20 protein-coding genes and 1 tRNA gene are annotated in these 23,315 nt (G+C 54.5%); 13 read left to right on the top strand and 8 right to left on the bottom strand.

Annotated features, from left to right (window positions below; all coding sequences use genetic code 11):
- Positions 1-20 precede the first annotated feature (20 nt).
- Positions 21-482, bottom strand: coding sequence for a hypothetical protein (locus FRD01_RS23535; protein WP_146963586.1), 462 nt, complete (start codon positions 480-482; stop codon positions 21-23).
- Entirely contained in the window at positions 479-1,642 is a 1,164-nt protein-coding gene (locus FRD01_RS23530) for a hypothetical protein (protein WP_146963584.1), read from the bottom strand. Before FRD01_RS23530 ends, FRD01_RS23535 begins: the two co-directional genes overlap by 4 nt.
- A gap of 125 nt (positions 1,643-1,767) precedes the next feature.
- Between FRD01_RS23530 and FRD01_RS23525 the strand changes: the two genes are divergently transcribed.
- A tRNA-Leu gene (locus FRD01_RS23525) sits at positions 1,768-1,841 on the top strand.
- Here the strand turns inward: FRD01_RS23525 and ltaE are convergent.
- Positions 1,833-2,840 (bottom strand): low-specificity L-threonine aldolase, encoded by a 1,008-nt coding sequence (gene ltaE / locus FRD01_RS23520; protein ID WP_146963582.1) that lies wholly within the window; start codon positions 2,838-2,840, stop codon positions 1,833-1,835. The genes FRD01_RS23525 and ltaE overlap by 9 nt on opposite strands.
- Positions 2,841-2,957: 117 nt before the next feature.
- Between ltaE and FRD01_RS23515 the strand changes: the two genes are divergently transcribed.
- The 5 genes from FRD01_RS23515 to dusA are packed head-to-tail and all read left to right on the top strand — an operon-like array spanning position 2,958 to position 8,189.
- Positions 2,958-4,544 carry an aldehyde dehydrogenase family protein gene (locus FRD01_RS23515; RefSeq protein ID WP_146963580.1) on the top strand — a complete coding sequence of 529 codons (1,587 nt, stop codon included), beginning with the start codon at positions 2,958-2,960 and terminating at the stop codon, positions 4,542-4,544.
- Between the two features lie 36 nt (positions 4,545-4,580).
- On the top strand, positions 4,581-5,372 hold the full coding sequence (locus FRD01_RS23510) for a hypothetical protein (RefSeq protein ID WP_146963578.1): 792 nt from the start codon (positions 4,581-4,583) through the stop codon (positions 5,370-5,372).
- A 25-nt stretch (positions 5,373-5,397) separates the two neighbouring features.
- The gene (locus tag FRD01_RS23505; RefSeq protein ID WP_146963576.1) at positions 5,398-6,957 is read left to right on the top strand and encodes an alkaline phosphatase D family protein; all 1,560 of its coding nucleotides are present in this window, start codon (positions 5,398-5,400) and stop codon (positions 6,955-6,957) included.
- Positions 6,958-6,966: 9 nt separating this feature from the next.
- Positions 6,967-7,200 (top strand): C1orf53 family protein, encoded by a 234-nt coding sequence (locus FRD01_RS24950; protein ID WP_347341862.1) that lies wholly within the window; start codon positions 6,967-6,969, stop codon positions 7,198-7,200.
- Entirely contained in the window at positions 7,197-8,189 is a 993-nt protein-coding gene (gene dusA / locus FRD01_RS23500; RefSeq protein WP_146963574.1) for a tRNA dihydrouridine(20/20a) synthase DusA, read from the top strand. Before FRD01_RS24950 ends, dusA begins: the two co-directional genes overlap by 4 nt.
- Here the strand turns inward: dusA and FRD01_RS23495 are convergent.
- Together FRD01_RS23495 and FRD01_RS23490 are read right to left on the bottom strand one after the other, a co-directional pair.
- Positions 8,168-9,244, bottom strand: a complete 1,077-nt coding sequence (locus FRD01_RS23495) for a DUF4132 domain-containing protein (protein WP_146963572.1) — start codon at positions 9,242-9,244, stop codon at positions 8,168-8,170. The genes dusA and FRD01_RS23495 overlap by 22 nt on opposite strands.
- A 7-nt stretch (positions 9,245-9,251) precedes the next feature.
- A complete protein-coding gene (locus tag FRD01_RS23490; RefSeq protein WP_146963570.1) occupies positions 9,252-10,985 on the bottom strand; it encodes a hypothetical protein in 1,734 nt (577 codons plus the stop codon).
- Between the two features lie 47 nt (positions 10,986-11,032).
- On the opposite strand from FRD01_RS23490, the gene FRD01_RS23485 reads away from it, so the two are divergent.
- The 6 genes from FRD01_RS23485 (at position 11,033) to FRD01_RS23460 (ending at position 18,457) form a co-directional block, all read left to right on the top strand.
- Complete coding sequence (locus tag FRD01_RS23485) at positions 11,033-11,821, top strand: fibrinogen C-terminal domain-containing protein (protein ID WP_146963568.1); 789 nt, start codon at positions 11,033-11,035, stop codon at positions 11,819-11,821.
- Positions 11,818-13,953, top strand: a complete 2,136-nt coding sequence (locus FRD01_RS23480; RefSeq protein ID WP_146963566.1) for a fused MFS/spermidine synthase — start codon at positions 11,818-11,820, stop codon at positions 13,951-13,953. Before FRD01_RS23485 ends, FRD01_RS23480 begins: the two co-directional genes overlap by 4 nt.
- Before the next feature lie 12 nt (positions 13,954-13,965).
- Complete coding sequence (locus tag FRD01_RS23475) at positions 13,966-14,676, top strand: hypothetical protein (RefSeq protein ID WP_146963565.1); 711 nt, start codon at positions 13,966-13,968, stop codon at positions 14,674-14,676.
- A 40-nt stretch (positions 14,677-14,716) separates the two neighbouring features.
- Positions 14,717-15,241, top strand: a complete 525-nt coding sequence (locus tag FRD01_RS23470; protein ID WP_146963563.1) for a MarR family winged helix-turn-helix transcriptional regulator — start codon at positions 14,717-14,719, stop codon at positions 15,239-15,241.
- A 92-nt stretch (positions 15,242-15,333) separates the two neighbouring features.
- A complete protein-coding gene (locus FRD01_RS23465) occupies positions 15,334-16,512 on the top strand; it encodes an acyl-CoA dehydrogenase family protein (RefSeq protein ID WP_146963561.1) in 1,179 nt (392 codons plus the stop codon).
- A gap of 181 nt (positions 16,513-16,693) precedes the next feature.
- Entirely contained in the window at positions 16,694-18,457 is a 1,764-nt protein-coding gene (locus tag FRD01_RS23460; protein WP_146963559.1) for an acyl-CoA dehydrogenase C-terminal domain-containing protein, read from the top strand.
- On the opposite strand, the gene FRD01_RS23455 is transcribed toward FRD01_RS23460, so the two are convergent.
- Genes FRD01_RS23455 through FRD01_RS23445 form a run of 3 tightly spaced genes read right to left on the bottom strand, consistent with a single transcriptional unit; the run spans position 18,454 to position 21,256 of the window.
- Complete coding sequence (locus FRD01_RS23455; protein WP_146963557.1) at positions 18,454-18,837, bottom strand: hotdog domain-containing protein; 384 nt, start codon at positions 18,835-18,837, stop codon at positions 18,454-18,456. The genes FRD01_RS23460 and FRD01_RS23455 overlap by 4 nt on opposite strands.
- A gap of 2 nt (positions 18,838-18,839) precedes the next feature.
- Positions 18,840-19,721 carry an acyl-CoA thioesterase II gene (gene tesB, locus FRD01_RS23450; protein ID WP_146963555.1) on the bottom strand — a complete coding sequence of 294 codons (882 nt, stop codon included), beginning with the start codon at positions 19,719-19,721 and terminating at the stop codon, positions 18,840-18,842.
- Complete coding sequence (locus tag FRD01_RS23445; RefSeq protein ID WP_146963553.1) at positions 19,718-21,256, bottom strand: S1 RNA-binding domain-containing protein; 1,539 nt, start codon at positions 21,254-21,256, stop codon at positions 19,718-19,720. Before FRD01_RS23445 ends, tesB begins: the two co-directional genes overlap by 4 nt.
- A 288-nt stretch (positions 21,257-21,544) precedes the next feature.
- On the opposite strand from FRD01_RS23445, the gene FRD01_RS23435 reads away from it, so the two are divergent.
- Positions 21,545-23,275 carry a PPC domain-containing protein gene (locus FRD01_RS23435; protein WP_249755857.1) on the top strand — a complete coding sequence of 577 codons (1,731 nt, stop codon included), beginning with the start codon at positions 21,545-21,547 and terminating at the stop codon, positions 23,273-23,275.
- The last annotated feature ends 40 nt before the right edge of the window (positions 23,276-23,315 follow it).

Below are 23,315 nucleotides of genomic sequence, written 5' to 3'. Positions count from 1 at the left end.
TCACGCCAAATTTTGCAGCGTCAAGGTGCGCTCGATGGCTCAGCGTCGGGGCCGGAATCTTTTTGCGCCTCTGACCCCGTGGCGGGCTTTGAAGGCGACTTCGCACGGCGAAGCGCAATTTCGTGGCGCTTATTCTCCATGCCCATCAAGCGTCTGGCGTCTTTGGCGAGTTCTCTATTGCCGGTCTTCTTAGCGATTTCTCCCAACCGAACAATTCTGGCCAAGTTTCGATAATGTTTTTGGTAGATCTCTTTCGTCTGGGCTTGTGCCTCGGGGGACCTGACACGGCGAAGCTTTTCGCGTCGATGCTCGACCAGGTCGTCTCTATTAGCCTTTCGCTTCTGCATCGACTCGATCATCTTGATCTTTTTGTGTTCGCGAGGGTCAATCCCATCTTTCATTCCTGGGATTGGACGAACATCGACCTGTGCGAAAACAGGAGCCGAAAAACAGAAGAGTAGTACCAAAACAATAATTCTCATCGCATCCTCATCAGCTGAATCATGCCAACAAGTCCGCCTACCACAATCAGCACGCTCACACCTAGAATCAATGTCCAATCCATCGGTGCTTCTTCCCCTCCAGATTCCGCATCATTGACCTCTTCTGCCCCTTCCGCGGGTGCCTCCGCCGCCGGCTCTTGTTCCACGGGCGCCTCGCCTTCAGCGGCTTCTGGCGTGTCCTCGATGTCGGCCTCCTCAATCGCAGCCTGCTCCACACTCTCGACTTTCATTGACGTTCCGCGATCGGCAAAAAGCAAATCTTCCTTCCAATTGCGGACCTTCTTCTTGTCGAGTCCGTCAAAAATAACAGCCTGAAAGTAGCCACGCCCCTCTTCCGAGAATCTCGCGGTGTAATGATTTCGAACCAAGAGCTTCAAATCTCGAGCAAAGAAAACCGTTCTACCCATCATCCACTCTTCACTAAGAATCGCCCAGCCAGATGACTTCCTACGGTCCTTGGCAACCTGCCCGCCTTTGCTGAACGCATCCAAATAGTGGTCCTCTACAGGTGCAGCCCCCAAGAACTGATAGATTGAGATATCTGTCCCCTTGTCCGAAGCCAGAGAACGCACTGGCGCCACCGCAAACGGGGTCTTGAAATCAAAAACTAGCGGCGCTGTGCGCTGACGGCCCGCCTTTGCAGTCCACTTCATGCGCACAAAGGTCCAATTTTGATCGGAGTAGAAACTCAATGGCAGCTTCTTCGCCTCCTCCCCGACGTCTTCGATGAGCTTTGATCGCGCATCCTCTCCCTGATTTGGAAACGACACGATTGAAACATCTGCCCCTTCGATAACGCGTCCTTCCACTTCATCGTCTTCTGCCGTTTCACCTCGGGACTTCGGAGGCGCAAGACGGCTGACTTGCATCGAACTCGTAATCTCGCTCCAGAGCATGTCCCCGGCACGTTCAACGCGTGATGGAGGTGCTGGAAGCGGTAGGATCCACACAACCTCGGAGTCCGTCTCAACTTCGATATCGACCGACATGATCAAGGTTTGCTCATCCCCACCGTGGAGAATGGCCATATTCGCCCCGCGCACGTTTACATCCGAGCCGTCCGACGTGACGATGAAAGCAGACGCTGAGACGGGAAATACCAGCAAAAGCGCGATAAGAGCCGCAATACTTCTATTCATGTTGTCCATTTCGCTTAGGTACGCTGCATTCTCACGCGCATTGCCCATGAGTTCAACCCATAAGGTGGTGCCAGATCATTTTCCAAGGCTTGTCGACTTCGGATGTGTCGCGTATAAGGCCGCACGCCCTTGTAGCCCAACCGGTAGAGGCAGCGGACTTAAAATCCGTCCAGTATGGGTTCGAATCCCATCAAGGGCACTCACCAAAAAATTCACGGTGCGCGTTGATAACGTGCTCAATATCGTCTCGGCTCACGTCTAAATGTGTGACCAATCGAGTTCTTTTCCCGACCTTTGCTAAGATGCCAGCCTCCTCAAGATGGGATTCCCAACGAGAAAAATCGCACTGGTAGTCCAAGAAGACCATATTCGTTGAACATGCAACCACATCCACACCTTGCAACCCCTGCAAACCCGTCGCTAGGAATTCAGCGTTTTCATGGTCGTCGCTTAGCCTTTTGACATTGTTTTCGAGAGCGAAGAGCCCTGCGGCCGCTATGATTCCGGCTTGTCGCATGCCGCCGCCCAACATCTTGCGCCAGCGCCTCGCCTGCTGGATAAACGCCTGACCTCCGCAAAGGACGCTGCCTACCGGCGCGCCGAGCCCCTTTGAAAGACAGACAGATACCGAGTCAAAATGTCTTGAGATCTCTCTCACATCTACGCCGCTACCCACCGCCGCATTGAAGACCCTCGCGCCATCGAGGTGCAACGCCAATTGGTGTTCATTCACAAACCGCCTCGCTTGCGCCAAATAATCGAGCGGCAGGCACTTCCCGTCGGTCGTGTTCTCAAGGGCGAGGAGTCGAGTCCGGGCGAAATGCGGATCGTCTGGTTTGATTTTGGACTTCACAAGCTCCAAAGACAGAGTCCCGTCAGCCTCAGCATCGATGGGTTGGGGTTGAATACTCCCCAACACAGCCGCGCCTCCCCCTTCGTACTTATAGGTATGGGCGCTTTGCCCGACGATATATTCATCGCCACGCTGGCAATGGGTCATAAGCGCGATCAAATTGGCTTGAGTACCCGAAGGCACGAAGACCGCCGAATCCATCCCCAACATTTGCGCTGCTACGTCTTCGAGCTTGTTGACCGTGGGATCATCCCCAAAGACATCGTCCCCGACCGGTGCATCCGCCATCGCCCTTCTCATCTCAGCACTCGGGCGAGTCACGGTATCACTTCTCAAATCGATCATTGGCGCCATCTCCACAACAGTTTTGTCCATCTTTCACTTGATTCTACTCTTTGCAACCGTCTAACTAGTGCGACATGCGAAGAAAACGACCGCTCACGCGAATAAAAGGAACCATTCATGCAACCTGATTATGTCCCAGGCTCAATCAATCCGAGCGACGGCACACCGCTGGACCCGACGGAATCAACTCCGTTGTCCGAGATAGAAGCGCATGTCGCTCGCGCGCGACAAGCTCAGAAAGCATGGTCGGAGCTACCGCTGGAAACGCGTGCGCGGCACCTGACAGATCTGGCCAAGTTCATTCTCGAACATCACCAAGATGCCGCCAAGATCATGTCCATGGAGACCGGACGTTCAGAGCTCGAGTGCACGATGAGTGAACTGGTTTCACTGCCCGCGGCCGTGCAAACCCACATCAAGGTCGCAAGAGATACGCTACGGCCAAAGAAGATGCCAATCTCCAAAATCGAGTACCCCGGCAAATCCGCTACTGTGGAGCTTCTACCGAGAGGTGTCGTAGCCATCATCGCCCCGTGGAACTACCCGCTCGGAAATTTCTGGAAGCACCTCTTCCCCGCACTCTTGGCGGGAAACACCGTGGTCATCAAGCCGAGCGAATACACGCCAAGAACTGGAGCCTGGCTTTGGGATGCATGTCAAAAAGTCTTGCCCAAAGATGTCGTTACCCTGGTTCAGGGCTCAGGCGAGGTCGGAGCAAAGCTCGTGGAGTCTGGGATCGATGCGTTGACGTTTACCGGGAGTGTTGCGACCGGCAGGAAAGTTAGCGCTCGTGCGGGGGAACTCTTGATTCCAATTTCTGCCGAGCTCGGGGGTAAAGACGCCGCTATTGTACTCTCGGATTGTGATCTCCAACGAACGGCTCTCGGAATTGCACAATGGTCGGTCCATAACTGTGGACACAATTGTGCGGCGATTGAGCGGGTTTTTGTGGAAGATTCGATCGCAGACGAGTTCGTTGCCCTGCTCGGTGCAATTTTCTCCAACCTCAGGGTTAACGGCCCAAACCAGACCTTCAGTGAGCTTGGCCCAATCCAGAACCCTGCGCAGTTCGACATCGTGGACGCCCACGTCAAAGACGCCTCTCAAAAAGGCGCAACCATCGTATGCGAAGGTGGTCCAACGGGAGACGGATACGGATGGAAACCAACCCTCATCGATCGATGCACGCCCGACATGCTCGTGGCCAAGGAAGAAACATTCGGCCCCGTACTAGCGATCATCCGAGTCAAGAACGAAGACGAAGCGGTCAAACTCGCCAACGATTCCCCGTATGGGCTCAATGGATCGGTTTGGACGCGTGATATCAAAAAGGGAAAGGCTTTAGCCAAGAGACTCCATGTCGGAGTCGCTTTGGTGAACAACCATGCGATCACCGGCACCATGACCCATCTACCGTGGACCGGGGTTAAAGAGACGGGCACTGGGGTCGCGTCAAGCCAGTGGGCCTATCACGTCTTTACGCGGCCAAGGACCCTTTTCATTGATAAGTCGAGCGCTCCCGATCCGTGGTGGATTCCTGCCGACGAGCAACTTCAAGAGTTGGCAGACGCCCTTATCGAGCGTGGAAAGGGCTCTTTTATGGCCACCTTGAAACTGGCTGGCATCGTGTCCAAACGCGTCAAGAACATCAACGCGCTCGCAAAGCGAGGCACCGAATCAAGAGCTTCGGAATCAAAACCGTAAGTTTATGGTTAATAGCCTGCAAGAGCAGGAGAATTGATGGCGCGCAACATAAAACTCATGGGGCTTCTTCTCTTGGTTTGTGGATTTTTGCAGGCTTGTGAAAGCGGTGAATGCCGGGAACCGAGAGATTTCAACGAACGATCAAAAAAGTTCGATGAACGCATTCACGGATGGCTGGACGCCGCAGACGCGTATGAAATGCAGCGCGAGAACGTGTTCAAAGAGCGTGAAAGCCTCAAACCTGAGCGCAAAAAACTTGTTAAGTTTCGAGAAGCCACCTCATCCAAGATCATCGACGAACTCATCCTACCAGACCCCAAAGTGCCCGTCGTTTTTGCCCATATTGACGACCTTCAGCGCGTAAACATGGTCTACGCTTGGAAGCTCATGGATGTCACGATGAACATTCATCGTATGTTCACCACCGAGCAACGCCAAAAGATCAAAGACGCGATGCACGAGCCCTTTGAGCCATTCGAAACGCCTTTCCTCGCAAGACGCGCCATCGACTACGTACTCCTGAAGATCGACGCCGATGCTCCACAAAAGAAGAAAGTCTGGCAAATGGTTGAGACGACCGAGTCCCGTGCCAACATCATGCTCAAGGCGCAGCATTCGAACACCGGAGCAATCCTCACCGAATGGGTCAAACACAAGCCCGAAGTCTCCGAAATCAAAGGCCGGGTGAACAAGGCGAGCGATAGCATCGTGGACTTCGCGAAAGTGACCACCAAAGATGCGATTTCCCTTTCGAAAGATTTCAAACCCGAGCAACGTGCATTTATCAATGATAGGATGCGGCGAATGAAGGTTTGCCCGACAAAATAAAACCCCATTCGTGAAGATATAATCCATGGATCGACGTTCGTTTTTGAAGACTGGAGCCCTCGTTGGTGCCTCGTTACCGATGTTTACATTTTCGTGTTCCGACACGGATTTTGAGCCGCTCCCAACCTATCAGTACGACGGCCCTCTAGGCCCTCCCCGAACGTTTTCTCACGGCGTCGCTAGTGGAGATCCAACAACGGACGCTGTAATCATTTGGACTCGTGTAACGCCTTCGGATCTTGGGCCGGTCCAAGTGTTTTGGGAAATGGCCACAGACCAAGATTTCGAGAATCGAGTTGCCGCCGACTGGGCGCAAGCGAGGCAGTCCGCCGATTGGACCTTGAAAGTAGATGTGATGGGGCTCGGGCCCGGCCAAACCTACTACTACAGGTTCTTCGCAATGGGACGCCAATCCATCATCGGCCGCACACGAACTATTCCACTTGAGACCGATGAAGTCGCACTCGCCGTCACTTCGTGCTCCAACATGGCGCGCGGTTTTTTCCGCGCGTATCGAAAGATCGCTGAACGCGACGATATTTTCGGTGTTTTGCACCTCGGCGACTATATCTACGAATATGGCGGTGGCACTGGCGCTACGCCGGAACGCGACCCCTTCCCCCGCTACGATATTGTCTCCCTGAACGATTATCGAACGCGCTACGCCCAGTATCGCTCGGACCGCGACCTTCAGGCAGTGCATCAAAACCATCCGTTCATCGCCGTCTGGGACGACCACGAAACGGCGAATAACTCGTGGAAGGATGGCGCGGATAATCACAGCGAAGAACAGGGTTCTTGGGCCGATAGGAAGGCCGCAGGCCTCCAAGCCTACTTTGAGTGGCTCCCGATACGTGAGCGTGAGCCAGGCCGTATCTGGCGGCAATTCCAGTTCGGCGATCTCGTTGATCTTCTTATGCTCGACACGAGACTTTGGGGCCGGGAACAAGCACCACCTTTTGCTACGCCTGGCGAGGTCGCGCGCGAGGAACGTCAGCTACTAGGTGAAGATCAAGAGGAATGGCTCCTCGACAACCTCACTCAGAGCAACGCCGTTTGGAAGGTGCTCGGTCAACAGGTGATGATGGCTCATTTCCGACTAGGACTGCCACCCAACGAGGTCTTCATCAATGGAGACCAATGGGACGGTTATGCGCGCGTTCGCGAACGCCTCCTGAATCACATCGAAACCAATTCGGTTGAGGATGTCGTGGTACTCACGGGCGATATTCACACCTCATGGGCCAACGAACTCACCATCGAGCCTGTCGACCCCGAGATTTACAACCCCGAAACCTCAGCCGGAGCACGAGCTGTGGAATTCGTAACCCCGGCCATTTCTTCTCAAGGACTGGAAAGTCTTCCCCCTACCCTCGTCGAGCGACTCCAATCTCTCAACCCCCACATTCGTTGGGTTGAAGCCACAAAGAATGGGTATTATCGGATCCAATTTACGAGAGACTCTTGCGAGGCTGAGTTTTGGCATCTAGACGATGTCTTCGACCCTCGCTCCGAGATTCAATCCGCGCGTAAGTTTCGGGTAGATCGTGGCGAGTCAAAGATTCGAGATATCACCGAAGCGTGAGCCTTTTCCGTGGCTAAACCTACCCTCAAACCTACTCCAAAGGCCCTCGAAGCCCATATCCAGGCTTGCATCCGCGAGGAAGCCATGTATGAGGACCCTGAAAGTGGCCTTTGGGTCTTAACGTCTGTGTACCTTCGCAATCGTGGCAAATGCTGCGGAAGCGGATGTAGACACTGCCCGTGGTCTGAACCCGAACAGAAAAAAGCGGGGCGCCAAGACGGCCCCTCGTTCCCGTACCCATGAAGTTTGAACATCCAATAAGCATAGCGCCGATGATGGACCGCACGGACCGCCATTTTCGCTATCTGATGCGCCTGATTACGTCTCGAACACTGCTCTACACCGAGATGGTGACGGCAAACGCGATTCTCCACGGCGATAAACCGCGACACCTCAATTTCCACTCATCCGAGCACCCTATAAGCTTGCAACTTGGCGGTGACTCGCCCGATGCGATGGCCGAGGCCGCACAAATCGGGGAAGAATGGGGCTACGACGAAGTCAACATCAACGTGGGCTGCCCTAGTGATCGCGTCAAGAACGGGAACTTTGGTGCCTGTCTGATGGCCCAGCCTGAACTTGTTGCATCGCTTGTCCGAGAGATGAAAAACCGCGTCAGCATCCCGGTCACTGTGAAACACCGAATCGGAATCGACGAGATCGACTCCTACGACCATATGAAGCGCTTTGTGGAGATTGTCGCGGAGTCTGGAGCGGATAGATTCTCGGTGCACGCGAGAAAGGCATGGCTTCAGGGTCTGAGCCCCAAGGAGAATCGTGAGATTCCACCGTTGAGATACTCGGAGGTCTGGAAGCTAAAAGAAGAACTCCCGCACCTAGTTGTGGAGATCAACGGAGGCGTCAGGACCATTGAGGACATTCAGGAACACCTCGAGCACGTAGACGCCGTCATGATCGGAAGGGCCGCCTACGACAACCCATGGCTATTTTCTGATGTGGATTCCCTCTTCTACAGTCAAGAAACCGAAAAGATATCTGCTCCCGATTTGATCCAGAAGATGGTCGAGTACACTCGCGTGGAAGTCGAGCAGGGCGAGAGACTTCCTGCGATTACGCGTCATCTGCTCCACCTTTTTCATGGGCTGCCCGGAGCCAGAGTTTGGCGCAGGCACTTGAGCGAGAACTCTCATCTGCCAGGCCAGCGAGCCGAGCTGATTCAAGACGCCTTCGACATGATGCGCGAAAAGGCTCAAGCACTCGTGGCCGATTGAAGCTCAGAAATCACTTCGCTGATCACCACAGGCCTGACATCCCTGAGCATAAAGGGTGAGCGGGGATGTCCGAGAAATCGCTCAAATTTTGCGCCGATATTCACAACATTCTCACCGTTTTGTTTGAGCCTGAGTGTGACTTTGGTATCGGCCGTCCTGAACATCCGAACGAGCACATCTCCATAATAAGATTGAGACTTTGACCATCCACGGGCCATAAACCATGCGTGCAAACGCGTGTGTTCGACAGGCTCACTAAACTCGACTTTGAGTTCGGTAGACTTCGAGAGCGGAGGTGGATAGCTGAACTTCGGCCTGTCCAACTGCGGGACGAGTGTGACTATCTCGTAATCCGAAAGAACCTCACTCCATGTTGAGAGTTCCTGCTCTTGGGCGTGGAGCGGATGCAAGAGTCCTACTTGCAAGGGTTCCTCGAGGTTGAAAGGTTCGTCCTCCACATCCAGAAGTTCAAACTCCTCATCAACCCTGAAAATGTGACGAAGCCGTCCCGATTCGGCATACGCTCCCCAAACCAGCCGCTGCGAAAGCCTCGCAAGCAATGGGTGGCCCAGAAAAAATGACTCCCAGTTTGCCTTTCGCCACCGTTGCTCCTCAACGAGAGCCGCCTCCAGACGCAAGATTTGTGTAGGTAGGGCGTCCACAAGCGTAACGAGGTCCTTCTGACAAAGCTCTGCCTCGGCAGGCGTCAGTTCCCTCACCTGCCCACTCTTGTTGACGAACACCGGGTCAAGGGCCGCGTTTAATCTGATTTCAAAGGGATCCTCGGTGCCATACCACTGGCCCAGACCGCAGTTTGGCACGATACGATCCGCTAATTCCCACGAACGTAATCCACGAAGCTGCGCAATCTCTTCAAATTTCTGCCGCGCCGCCGAAGTCAGTTCATGGTCAACATTGGAAAACATCAGAACTTGAAGCTGGACCAGCCAGTCTGCCGAGCTCTCGGCAGTGAAATTCTCTAGAATTTCTAGTCCGGCTCCCTTCTTGATGGCCTGATCAATTGCTTCGTGCAGTGCAGCCAGTGTCTCTTTCACGTCTTACTCATCGATTCAGTAGTACCCGTGTACGTCCTACCATCTCCCTAAAAGGCAGGGTATTCAAGATGTCCTTGGGTTCTAACCACGCGCGTCTCGCCTGCTGCAGCGCGTATTCGACCTGGCTTAGACCCATGACGTGTCCGGCACCAGATGCTACGACCAAATCCACGCCCGCTTCTCTTGCTTTGCGTGCAAGCACCGCGTTGAGGTCTAGCTCTTGGGGATTCCCGCTCATCTCGAGCGCCGTCCCAAAGTCTCGGGCACAGGCGAGCACCTCATCAAAATAAAGTGGATATCCGCTATCAACGCCTAGATGGCGGCCAGTCGGATGTGCAAGACAAGAGACCAGACCGGTCTCAATGCCCCACATCACGCGCTGGGTGTTTTCCTCGGCTTCATCCGAGACCTCTTTACCCATTCGAGCGACGACCCAATCGAGCTTCGCGAGGAGTCGGAGGTCGAAGTCCAAGAGTCCATTCTCCAGAATCTCCACATCTAGGCCTGCCACTACCTTGAGCTCCGCAAAACTCTCATCAAGTTTCCTGACGCGAGCCAGGTAGTTTTCAAAATCTCCCGGTCGGACTCCCTTTCCACTCAATGTCCCCTTCTCTGCCAGCACCACAGTTGAATACCCAGCTGCGAGGCACGCCTCAAAAAACTCCCCGGGCGCCTGCCTCCCAAGACTCAAATCCGTGAAGACATGAGGGTCACAGGTCAAATCGGAGCGCTCAACAAGTTTAGGAATGGAGTGCGCTTCACCGAGTCGAATCTCGTCTTTACCCATCCGAATTTCCGGCGGCACGTACTGCATTCCGACCGCGGCAAACACCTCTTCTTCCGTATCCATCGGCCCAATCGGAGTCTCACTCTTATCGTCGTAGAGCGTGACTCCCTTCTCGCTAATCTTCAGCCCAAGCTTCTTTGACCTCAAACGCATCTGGATATGATGGTCTTTAGACCCGGTAAAATAGTGCAGACCGGCCCCGAAAAGATGTTCGTCTAGAATTCGAAGGTCGCACTGTATCTCGTTGGTCACGCGCACACTGCTTCGAGTATCGCCCTCCTGAATCACCTCGATCACTTCGGGCAGTCCGCGAAACCAGCTCGAAACAGCAGCCGCGTGACTCGACGTCACAAGAATGTCGATATCCCCAATCGTCTCTTTGCCTCGCCGGATCGACCCACCAATCTCCGCGCGTTTGACGTCGGGATTCTCCAGAATTTGAAGGCGAAGCGACTCGGCCAGGGCCTTGGCTTCGGGCAGCGGGTAGCGTCGACCACGCCCTCTTTCCCAGCCAGAGATCTCGTCTAGAAGCTTGTCTTGAATTGAAGGGCCAAAGTGTGGGGCGTTGAGCAACTTGTTCGCTAGAATCGCCTCTTTGAGTTTGGCGACACTCGCGATCCCGTACTCCTGATAGAGAAGCTGGATTCGCTTGATACCAAGTCCCGGAATCTCCCAAAGCTCCATCACGTCTCGCCCGATTCGGTCCAAGAGTTCTTGATGCCTCGGGCTCGACCCAGTCATGCGAATCATGACCAATTCTTCTTCGATCGACTCGCCGATTCCATCGATCAGGTCGAGTCGCCGCGCGTCCACGAGTTCATCCACGGGCTGCGACAAGTCCTCGATCAAACGTGCCGCGCGCGAAAAGGCACGAACCCGGAAGAAGCTATCGCCTACCACGCGCGTCAGGGTGGCGATCTCCTCCAGAATTTTTGCGTACTCCTTGTTATCCATGGCGTCACACTTTGCCTAATTCCATCAAATAGCTTAAGACCAAGACCATGCAGCGCCTAATTTTTCTACTCTTCCTTGTGGGTTGTGACCACAGCATCGAGTCCGACCGACGGTGCCAGCTTAAATCCGAAGGCTGGGTCTGCGATGAAGACATGGCCGATTCTGTGCCTGACCTCGGTGATATGGCCCAACCCGCTCCGGACATCGGCGAGGAAGACACGGGATCTCCCGACATGAGTCCCGAGGAGGATATGGTGTCCGTTCCCGACATGCCTTTGCCGCCGGCTACGTCTTGTGCCGAGCTACGCGAGCGTGGCGAATCCACAGGGGCTCACACGATCCGTCACGCTGGACAAGATCATGAGGTCTGGTGCGAAATGGAATTCGACTCAGGGGCATGGATGCTGATCGGCCGCTCGGCGGCCGGCGGCTCAGGAAGTTTTGGGTGGCGCTCTCAAGCCGGCTCCCTGGACAATATGGCCGCTCCGTACTCCCTCGGACTCGTCGATTTTCCGTTCACCGAGATACTCGTCGCGGCCCAGGGCGCCGGAAACTCTGTCGGCGATAGAGCTTATCGCATCGCAGCCCCAGCCGATTTCTGGAGCAGCTGCCAAAGTACTGTGTGCGCCGTATCCGTGGTCCCCACGGCAGGAACGTGCAACAACGTCTCGATGCTTAACCAGACCGGCCAGAACACAGTCACGGACCATTTCTTCTTTCGTGACGTTCCTGAATTTGTCCCCTACGGACTTTTTCCTCAAGGTTTCAACACCTTCTATGAAGACTGTGTGGGCGGCGAGCTAAACAGTCGGCAAGGCCTGATCTTTATTCGATGACCGCCCTCTACACGCTCACCATGGCTCTCGGGGCTCTTCTTCTCTTCACCTTGCAACCCATGGTGGCCCATATCCTCTTGCCCAAACTGGGTGGAAGCGCCGGCGTCTGGACTGCGTCTATGCTCTTCTTTCAGGTCGCGCTTCTGGTTGGGTACATCGTGGCCCACACCTTCGCGCGTTTCTTGCGATCCACGCACTGGATGGCCATTCAACTCGTTGCGCTGATACTCGCGGCCATATTCCTTCCGTTTGAGATCTTCGAACTCGCCCCCGACACCGACGAACCCACGCTTTGGCTACTCAAAGTCCTGACCCTGCACGTCGCACCCTCATTCATACTCTTGAGCGCGACTTCCCCTACGTTGCAGAGCTGGCTTTCACGCACCCGTCATTCCCAGGCAAAGGACCCTTACTTTCTCTATGCGGCGAGCAATGCAGGCAGTTTTGTAGGCCTGATGGCCTACCCCTTCCTGATCGAACCCTTCTTCGGGCTTCGACTTCAAAATCAAATCTGGACGGCTGGGTTCTGGGTGTTCGCCCTCCTCGTCGCGGGAGTTGTGGCACTCTCAAAGCCAACGCTCATCATTCAAGAGCTCAGTGTATCCACTCAAAAAGCGCATCAACCCACAATCCTATTGCGGGCTAAGTGGGTTCTCTTTTCGGCGATTCCCTCGAGCCTTCTGCTCGGCCTCACACACTATATTTCTACCGACTTAGCGGCCGTTCCCCTGCTTTGGGTGCTCCCACTCGGACTCTATTTGCTCACCTTTGTCCTCGCGTTCTCGAACCGGGTTTGGAAGCCTTCTAACGGCATGAAACGTGCTCTTCCCGCGATGGCCATCGCGCTCTTTGCGACCCATTGGATGGGAATCCCGATGGAGACACGGCTCGTCGCTCACCTGATCGTGTTTTTTCTGATCTCTTGGACACTTCATGCTGAATTGGCCAACTCGCGGCCAGATCCTCGCTGGCTAACCGAATTTTTCCTTTTGACCTCGATAGGTGGCGCACTTGGAGGATTCTTCAACGCGTTTATCGGCCCAGCGATATTCACTCGAGCCATTGAGTACTGGTTTATTCTCGCGATCTCTTGTGCGCTTATGCCCACGACCTCCTTGCGGAAACCGGACGCGTTGACCCAGGACCCATGGCAGTTCGCCGCCCCCGTCCTAGTCGCAGCCTCTGGGGTTCTGCTCCTTTTCCAGGCTTCCTTCTTCGTCCCTCAGCGAGCTTGGATCGCAATTCCAGTACTGGTCCTTCTCGCCGCCTCGACCTACTTCAAGCCCAAGGCATACGCTCCAGCGCTGGCCATACTCGGGCTCGTAGCATGTTTCCAACTCACAACCACCAAAGGGGAAGTCGCGGCTCAGCGGAGCTTTTATGGCGCCTACAAAGTCTTTGACCGACCAAGCCCTCAAGGCATTGTTCGGCGGTTTAGCCACGGGACCACGGCACACGGAGCCCAACTCCTCGACCGGCCAAAGCTCCCAGTGGCTTACCACCACCCCGAAGGTCCCGTAGGCCAGATATTGAAAGCGTTCGCGCCGGACTCAGAAACACGCGTCGGCGTACTTGGATTGGGAATCGGCGCCATGGCGGCTTACGCGAGCGAAGAACGGCCATTTACCTTCTACGAGATAGACCCACTGGTAGAGGCGATCGCTCGCGCTCATTTCTCGTATCTCAAAGACTGCTCCAAGAATTGCACGGTCAAGATTGGAGATGGACGCCATCTCATCGAGAAAGAACCCATCGAACACTTTCAACTTCTATTCCTAGACGCCTACAACTCCGACTCAGTCCCAACACACCTGATGACCCGCGAGGCGCTGCAACTCTACATGAGCCGCGTCTCTGACGCGGGAGCCGTGGTCTTTCACGTGTCCAACAGATACCTCAACATCCGAGAGCTCGTTGGAGCGCTGGCGCACGACGCCAGGGTTGCATGCAGAGCCCAGACATTCAGGCCGCCAAAGCAATTGCGGATTCAAGAGTTCGCCATGACCTCCTCTTTTGTAATCGTGTCGCGAGACCCACAGAATCTCGCAAATCTGGATGATCGTTGGACCGAGTGCCCGAGGCTCGATACGATATGGACCGACGATCACGCGAACTTGCTCTCTATCCTTTAAACGAGCCACCCCTTGAACTTATCCGAACAACAACAGCGCGGACTCGTAGCGGCTCTGGTGCTCACTTGTGTGCTCCTAGTCGGCCTCTTGGGACTCACCCTTTATGTGGCAAACACCGTCAAGACGGAATCCCCTCTCATCGTCGCTCAGATGACCGAGGAGCGCCTTGACGATGCAAAGTCGAGACTCTCAGCCAGGATGATCGAGGCTAAGGAGATCGCCAACGACCTACTGACGTGGGTTCAAGAAGCGGTCGAGAACAACCGGCGTCTCAAGAGAATCTATGCCGCGTGGACGGGAATACGATTTGAAGCCAATTCGATCGCTTTGATGGTGGCAGCTTTCCCAGAAGAGCCGATCAAGACCACTGCGAAGTTTTTTGAGGAAGGCCCGATTCGAACCCGGCAAATACTCGACCAAGCACAGATAATTTCTTTGGAAGTACAAGAGTTGCTGCCAAAACTCGCCGACTCGTTTTCTTCCGCGCGTAAAAACTTTCAGGAAGACGGGCTGATTCGCGGCTCAGTCGCGGCACTGGATGCCCTCGTTCTGCCGCTTGTTTCCGAGGATCCACAAGAAATGGAAAAATGGCAGACCATCAATGGCGCAATTTTTGCGTGGGCAGATCGTGTTTCTGATGATTTCGCAGAATTCGAATCTGCGTTATCTTCTGACGCAATGAGCCGCGACTTCGCACGGCGACTTAGCGAATCGCTTTTCTAGAACCGTCAAAACTTTGTCAATTTCAATGGGTTGACGTCGCATGAACGATTTTCTAGGGTGCGCCGGCCTTACAAAATTCGCGACCTACGAAATACGTAAAGAGAGCTCCATGGCCACCAAAACACCGTTCAATATCGCAGACACCATCGGTTACGACATCTATCTTGTCTATCGGCGCATGCGAAAGAATTTCCTCCAAACCGCTGCAAACAACGGCTTCGACATCACGCCGGAGCAGTGGTTTACCATGAACAAGTTGAGGAATGGTGAGCCGATGACGCAAACCGACCTCCTTGATGATGGCTTCAATGACCGTCCAAATATCACAAGGATTCTGGGCCAACTTGAGGCTAAAGGCTGGGTACAGCGCGAAGATGACCCGAATGACGGCCGAAAGCACATCGTCACTTTGACTAAAAAAGGTCGGAAAATACACGACCAATTTGATCAAGCTATGACGCCGGTGAGAGATGACCTCTACAAGACGATCCCGGATTCTGAGCTCGAAGCGTGCCGAAATACGATCAAGAAGATCGACGAGCAATTGAGAGAAGCTCAAAACTAGTCGTCCGAAACTGACGCACCATTCATTTCCCTGATTGCATCCCTTAGACTCAATGTCTAACCTACGGGCATTTCACCACCCCGGATGCAATCATGGTCGATATTTTCAATCCTTCTGAAGAACACAAAGCACTTCGCGAGATGGTCCGCTCCTTTACAGAAAAGGAAGTAGATCCTCAGGCCGAGGACCACGACAAGCGCGAGGCCTTCAACCGTCCCCTCTTCAACAAGCTCGGCGAGCTGGGTTTGCTTGGGATTACGACGCCCGAAGAATATGGGGGCTCTGGAATGGATGCGACTGCGGCGGTTATCGCTCACGAGGAGCTCTCAGCGGCCGACCCAGGCTTTTGCCTGGCCTACCTCGCTCACAGCATGCTCTTCGTCAACAACCTCGCCGTAAACGGCAATGAGGAGCAGAAAAAGCGGCTCCTTCCTGACGTCTGTTCGGGCAAAAAGGTCGGAGGCATGTGCATGTCTGAACCTGACGCCGGAACAGACGTTATGGGCATGGGTAGCGTGCTCTCCAAAGCGGATGGCGGATACCGCCTCAGCGGCCAAAAGATGTGGATCACCAACGGAGCAGTGGCGGATAACGAGCTCGGTGATGTCTTCCTCGTCTACGCCAAGGACGACGAGGTCGCCAACCGCGCTATCTCATTGGTGCTCGTGGAAAAGGGCATGGAGGGTTTCTCACTGGGCCAAAAGATCCACGGAAAGCTCGGCATGAGAGCGTCCACCACCGCGGAACTGGTCTTTGAGAACGTCCACGTCCCTCACGCAAACCTTGTGGGCAAAGAGGGAGGCGCTGTCCGTAGCATGATGCGCAACCTCGCGATCGAGCGCGTAGCATTGGCCGCCATGAGCCTCGGGATCGCTCGGCGTTGTATCGAGATCATGAATCAATACGCGCAAGACCGAAAATCCTTCGGAAAGAGCCTGAACCACTTCGGCCAGATTCAACGCCATATTGCGGACTCTTATGCGGAGTACATGGCCGGGCGCTCTTACGTCTATCAGGTGGCTAACTCATTGAAGCTCGAAGACTACGGAAGTCGATCGGACTCAGACGGCGTCAAACTCTACTGTTCCACCATGGCAAAGAACGTGGCCGATCGGGCGATCCAGGTCCTCGGTGGCTACGGTTACGTCTCGGAGTACAAGGTCGAAAGACTTTGGAGAGACGCAAAACTGCTTGAGATCGGCGGTGGTACGGTCGAGGCCCATCAAAAGAATATGGTGCGCGACCTCGCGAACGTTGAAAAAATTCTTTGATCGCAAATCGCGTGCAATTTGGCCCTGATGACCGTCACCTTCTCCCTTTTTTAGCATCCTAATTGCGGGCGAGGTCTTTTGATCGACCCTAACTCGGCCCCGAGCCGTTTTCAGAGAATTGACATTTTCTGCGTGAATGAATATTCATTCACAATCAAATACTCCTAGAGAGAGGACCAACATGGAATACTATCGCGCCCCCCTTCAAGATCAGATGTTCGCCTTGCGTACCTTCAAATACCAAGAGCGTGTGGCATCACTCGAAAAGTACCAAGATTACGACATCGAAACGATGCAAGCTCTCCTCGAGAGCAGCGCTGACGTTCTCACGAAAGAGACCATGCCTCTCAATAAGATCGGAGACAAAGAAGGCGTGAAATGGGACCCCGAAACTTATGAAGTCACCACGGCCACAGGCTTCAAAGAGGCCTACCAGACTCTGGTCGACAACGGCATGATGAGCATCACTGGCCCGCTCGAGTACGGCGGAGGTGGAGCACCAGAGACGTTCGGCTCGCTGATCTCGGAAATCGCAACAGCGACCAACAAGAGCTTTACGATGTGCAGCGGATTGACCCGTGGCCTGATCGAAGCTCTGGTCGCCCACGCAACCGAGGAGCAAAAGCAAGAGTATTTGCCAAAGCTCATCACGGGTGAATGGTCCGGCACCATGTGCTTGACCGAGCCTCAGTGCGGAACAGACCTTGGTCTGATCACCACTAAAGCTGAGCCCCAAGAGGACGGCTCCTACAAACTCACGGGAACCAAGATCTGGATCACCTACGGTGAACACGACATGACGTCGAACATCATCCACCTTGTCCTTGCACGCCTTCCTGATGCCCCAGAAGGCATCAAGGGCATCAGTACATTCGTGGTGCCGAAGTTCATCGACGGTGAGCGCAATCAGGTCTACTGCTCGGGCCTTGAGCACAAGATGGGCATCCACGCGTCACCGACCTGCGTCATCGAGCTCGAAGGTGCGACCGGATACCTTTTCGGTGAGCCAAACAAAGGCATGCGGTCGATGTTCACAATGATGAACGTGGCACGTTTGCACGTTGGTTTCGAAGGCATCGCACTTTCCGAAATCAGCTACCAGACCGCCCTCGCCTTCGCCAAGGATCGCAAGCAAAGCCGTGCTCTTGACTCGTCGAAGTCGGATCCGAATGCACCAGCCGATAATATTCTCGTGCACGCCGACGTTCGCCGGATGTTGCTCAACATCAAGGCCACGAATGAAGGCATGCGAGCCCTCGCGACGTTCGTCTCTATCGAGCACGATGTCAGCGTCTACCACCCCGACGAGAAGGTCAGAGAAGAAGCGGAAGACATGGTCGCGCTGTTGACCCCAATCGTGAAAGCATTCTTCTCCGAGCGTGGCTTCTTGAACATCTCGGAAGCCATGCAGGTATGCGGTGGAGCCGGCTACACCGCGGATTGGAACATCGAGCAGTACCTTCGCGACGAGCGTATTGCGATGATTTACGAGGGTACCAACCACATTCAAGGTCTCGACCTGGTTGGTCGTAAACTTCCGATGCACGGCGGCCGACTGATGCAAAACTTCGCCAACCGAGTCACCACGCTCATTCGCGAAAACAAAGAAGACGAGAACATGGCTCCGTTTATCGGACCGCTTAAGAACGCTTCCAAAGTTCTCACGGGCGTGACGATGGAGCTTGCAGGCCAAGCGATGGAAGACCGTGAAGTTGCTGGCGCAGTAGCCACCAACTACCTCCGTCTATTTGGACTCGTGGCCATCGGCTTTGCGCTGACGCACCAGGCACGATACGCACTCGACAACCCATCGCCACAAAGCTCCACAAAGCTCAAGACGGTCAAGTGGTACATGGACGTGATCCTTCCAGAGATGGATTCTCTGGTGAAGGTCATCGCCGCTTCTAAATCCAATATGTTTGAGTTCGACGTCGAAGAATTCTAGTCGAGCACGTGCTTCTCGAGCACGAATGCGGTGAAAGTCGCCGCAAAAACATGACGGTCTGAAACAAACGCATCGCATTCCACGATGCGTTTTTTTCCTTTCTCCTCCACCACTTTTGCGCGAGCGACGACCGACTCCCCCACCTTCACGGGTGCGAGGAAGCGGCTTTCGGCTGCGCCGAGCACCACGTTGGGATGATTCACGGCAAGCATCGCTGCGTAGTCTGCGAGGCCAAAAACGAACCCTCCGTGTACAAGTCCGTGTGCATCAGCTGACATGGTTTCAAGGGTTTCAAGCCGGCATTCGGCCCCACCCTCACTGAGCTCCACGACTTCGCCTACTAGCCCAGCATTGATACCCAGATGTGTCTTCGCTTCCATCTTCACTCCAAGACGATAGGGTCGCGCGGACGGATGAGCCCCTCTTGAGCCGTAGACGCAACGAGCACACCGTCACGCGTATAGACGCTACCTCTAACCAGACCACGCGCAGACGATGCGGCTGGTGAATGCACAACGTGCAAGAGCCACTCATCGACCCTGAAAGGTTGATGAAACCACATGACGTGGTCCAGACTCGCGACCTGCATCCCAGGAGTTAGCCACGCAACACCGTGAGGCTTAAGCGCCGTGGTCATGAAGCTATAATCGGAGGCGTACGCCAAAAGATAATGATGAAGAGCGGGGTCATCCGGCAACTTATCAACCGTCTTAAACCAGAGCATACGCTCGGGCGCACTTGGCTCAGGGCTGATGGGGTCGCGCGGCTCATCAACCAATCGCACCTCAAATGGGCGGTCGGCCAAACGCTGCTCTAGAATCTTCTTAGGAATCTTGGCCGCGTGTTCATCCATAATTTCTGCGTCAGAGAGAAGACTCTCAGGTGATGGCACACCTTCAGGCATGGCGTCCTGATGCTCAAAGCCCGGCTCTCTTGATTGAAAAGATGCGGAAACGTGAAAGATAGCCTTTCCATCCTGAATGGCGACCACTCGACGGGTGGTAAATGATCCACCATCTCGTATTCGGTCTACATCGTAAACGATGGGCCTATCCACCTTTCCTGGTCTCAGGAAATAGGCATGAAGCGAGTGAACGTGGCGCTCGTCAGAAACGGTCTGAGCGGCCGCACTCAAGGCCTGCCCAAGCACCTGTCCCCCATAGACGCGCCCCCAACCTAGGTCTTGGCTTTGTCCGCGGAAGAGGTTCTCCTCGATCTTCTCGAGACTCAGAAGGCTAACCAACTCCGATAGAACTTTGCTCATTTGTCTTTCTTCGCTTCTTCAAGTTTGTGAAGGAGAAGCTCGCCGAGACTACCGAGGTTGGTGTCCGCGTTTGGCTCCTCAGTATGTGAGCGCTTCGGGCCCGGACCTCGGTTTGAGCTCTTTTGATTTCGGCCGCCGCCCTTGGACGAGTTGTTCTGGTTGTTTCGCCCACCGTTGTTGCGATTATCGCTACCGGAATCTCGTCGGTTGTTGTTGGGACGAGGCTTTCGCGGGGCTCGTTCTCCCGAATCCTCTTTTCTCTCGGGAGCTGCAAGCAACGCTTTACGAGAGAATCCGATTTTCGGCTTACCGTCTTGATGCGTGGCCACTTCAATGACCTTCACTTCCACATCATCGCCAACCTTCATGAAATCGCCAGCGTGCTTGACGTGCTCGTGGGCAATCTCTGAGTTGTGCAAAAGCCCTTGCAGACCACCCGGAAGCGAAAGGAAAGCGCCGAAATGTGTGATCGACCGAACACGACCTTTCACGGTCTCGCCCTCTTTCGGAGGCTCGACTTCGACCTTTGGCAGTGCGCGGCGCTGCTGCACCAGACGATCCATGGTCGCTTGCATATGACGCCGAAGTCCCCGACGCATATTAAGGCGAAGGCCTCGACGCATTTGCCGGTCAGCTTCTTCCAAAAGTTCATGAGCTTTCTGTGGCTCAATACCCTCTCCTGCTGCCTCATCCATGAATATCTGAGCCAGATTGTGCGCAAGCAAGGCGCTAGCACCTGTGCGCTTCAGCCCGCGACGATACGCGTCCTTGGCCATCTGGACATTCTTCTCAGCCTCTTTATACCACGTGCCTCGCGCGTTCCAGGTAGACTCAGGATCGTTGAGCTCGGTGGCCTTTTCCCAAATCTCCTCCGAACGTGCCTTGTCCTGAAACCAAGCCGCTTGAGCCCAGATTGTGTGGAAGAACGCATCGTCCGCAAACTTCGGAGCGAGCTTAGGCAGGTCCTCGTTCAAGACTTCCGCGAATTCTGGAATCGCGTTGAGGTCCTCAAGGTCGAACATCAGCGCTGAGAATGCGATGCGGAGCACGTGAGGAAGGCGATTCGCCTCCTCTTGTCCGAGCTCTTCGCTGCTCACTGCCTCTTTGACAGCCTTGATCGCATATTTAACGGCGTCTGTTGGACGCTTTTCTTTACGTGCGAGGTCTGCTGCTAATGAGAAGTACTCGATCCCACGTTCTTCGGCATCGAATCCAGCGCGCATCAGTCGCTCACCGATATCTCTAAAGCCGGTCTTCATGGCCAATTGCGCCACGATTGGACCAATCTCTGGATATCGAGTGGCGAGTTCTGAGAGCCTCAAAAGCTCGGATGCCACGTTCACGACCGGACGACGAGGACGTGTATCCTCTTCTTCCTCATCTTCTCCCGCAGCTTCGGCGCCTTCTACTCCATCCTCTTGATTTTCCACGTCACCTGAAAGCTCCTCTTCGGTGGTATCCACCTCAGCGGCTTCAGCGCTCTCCTGCGTGGTCTCTTCTGGGTGTTCGACAGTGTTTTCGTTCGACTCGGACATAATTCAACCGATGGAGTTCATGGGGGCAAATGGCCCGCTTCCTTAATAAATAGCGCGACCGCTAACGGCCGCTTTGGGCTCGCGTATAGCCTAACCCCGTTCCATTGACCACACTTCATTCATATTTCGTGACCGATTAAAGGATTTGGTTTCTCTAGGCACATCCGAGAGGGGCACCTAGGGACTAGGCTTCAGATTCGATTTGACTTTTTTTTGCAAATCCCCAATGGTCCTGCCACCAAAATAGACATGGGCCGGCTGGTGGTCCAACAAATGACAGGAAACGAAATGAAGAAATTGACACCTTATGGCGTAATGGTTGCGCTGGCACTTTTTGGGTCAGCTTGTGGTGACGACGGTGGTAAGGGCGGCAACAATACGACGGGCCCCAACAACACCACCGGTGAAAACAACACCAACAACTCCAACAACGAAACGAACAACGAAACCAACACCAACAACCAAACCAACACCAACAACCAGACCAACACGACGGGTCCAAACAACAACGAGTTTGTGTGTCAGACCAACGGATTTACTCCGGTCGTGGCCGAGTTTGAGGAAGATGACGGAAGCCATTTCCTTCAGTTCTTGTCATCGGAAAACGAGCCTCTAAACATCCTGAGCGTTGAGTTCTACCCAGAAGTGGGTGGAGATGCGCCGTCCCCGCTTGTCGGCCCTGGTACCTATATGATCGGTTCAACCCCTGCCGATCAGAACTACGAAACTTGCCAAACTTGCGTAACCATTTTTGAGCAGTGCTCGCAGGAGACAGGCTGTGCAAAGGTCTACTTCGCCGAAGCTGGTCAAATTGAGTTCACTGGATACGACGAAGAAAATCGCGCCGTCATCGGCGAGGTCAGTGGCCTTCAACTTCGCGAAGTGACGATCGACGAGAACACGTTCCGCTCCACTCCAGTGGCCAACGGCGGTACGTGGTGTGTAGACAGCCTCGCGTTCGACACCACTCCTGAGTGCACCACAAACGACGAGTGCACCGACGAAGCGAAACCATTCTGCAGCGATTCCCTGACATGTGTTGAGTGTCTCGGAATCCTCGACTGTGGATCTGACCTGCCACTCTGTGTGGAAGGCGCATGTACCGCAATCGAAACCTGCACCGGTGATGTAGACGAGCCAAACAACCACCCAACCACTGCAACAGCCTACACGCTCGGCACCGACGTGACCGGCGGAATGTGCTCGGGAACTACCACGGGTGACGTCGACTGGTATTCCTTTACATTGGCGACAGATCAAACCGTGAGCGCTACCCTGGCATGGGAAGGCAACCACGACATCGACTTCTACGTCTTTGGTGCTGATGCTGTGCCAATCACTGGCTCACAAGAGGCTAACCCTCCAAGCGGAGAGTCGTTTGTGGAACTCCTCCCAGCCGGCGACTACTACTTCATAGTCACGCCTTTCGAAACCTTGGACGATGATGGTGCGGCTGCAATCACCTACACTCTTCGCGCTGATGCAACTGACCCATGCACCGACAACGCCTCATGCACAGGCGATGCAGGTATCTGTGACGTAGCCACCGGCCTTTGCGTTGGATGCCTCCAAGACAGCGATTGCGACGCAACCAACCCAGTATGTATCGGATCGGGCGCTGCCGCTGCGTGCGGCATCGTAGACTCCTGCGTGGACGACGACGCTAACGAGCACGGAGACGACGGAGCTTTGGGCGCAAACACACTCACCGTTGCCACCGAAGTCAGCGCAAAGATCTGTACCGATGAAGACGCTCTTGAGGCTGATTGGTACACCTTCACACTCGACGCAGACGCCACAGTTACCGTGACAGCAACGTGGACGGACCCTGACACCGATATCGACTTCCGAGTTTACGAAGCCGACATTGAGGCTGGCTCCGTAGCAAGCGGGTCCTCAACTGATAACCCAGAAGTCGCTGCCGGAGTCGCGCTTACCGCAGGCGTTCACTTCATCAAAGTTCGGGCTTACGAGTCACCAGGAACCGTGGACTACACGATCAACGTGACCATCGACTAAGACCTACAAGCGGGCCTCGGCCGCTTAGGAAGCAAAGACT

It is taken from the genome of Microvenator marinus (genome assembly GCF_007993755.1).
Taxonomy (GTDB): domain Bacteria; phylum Myxococcota_A; class Bradymonadia; order Bradymonadales; family Bradymonadaceae; genus Allomicrovenator; species Allomicrovenator marinus.
This window is presented reverse-complemented; position numbering and strand designations above follow the sequence as displayed.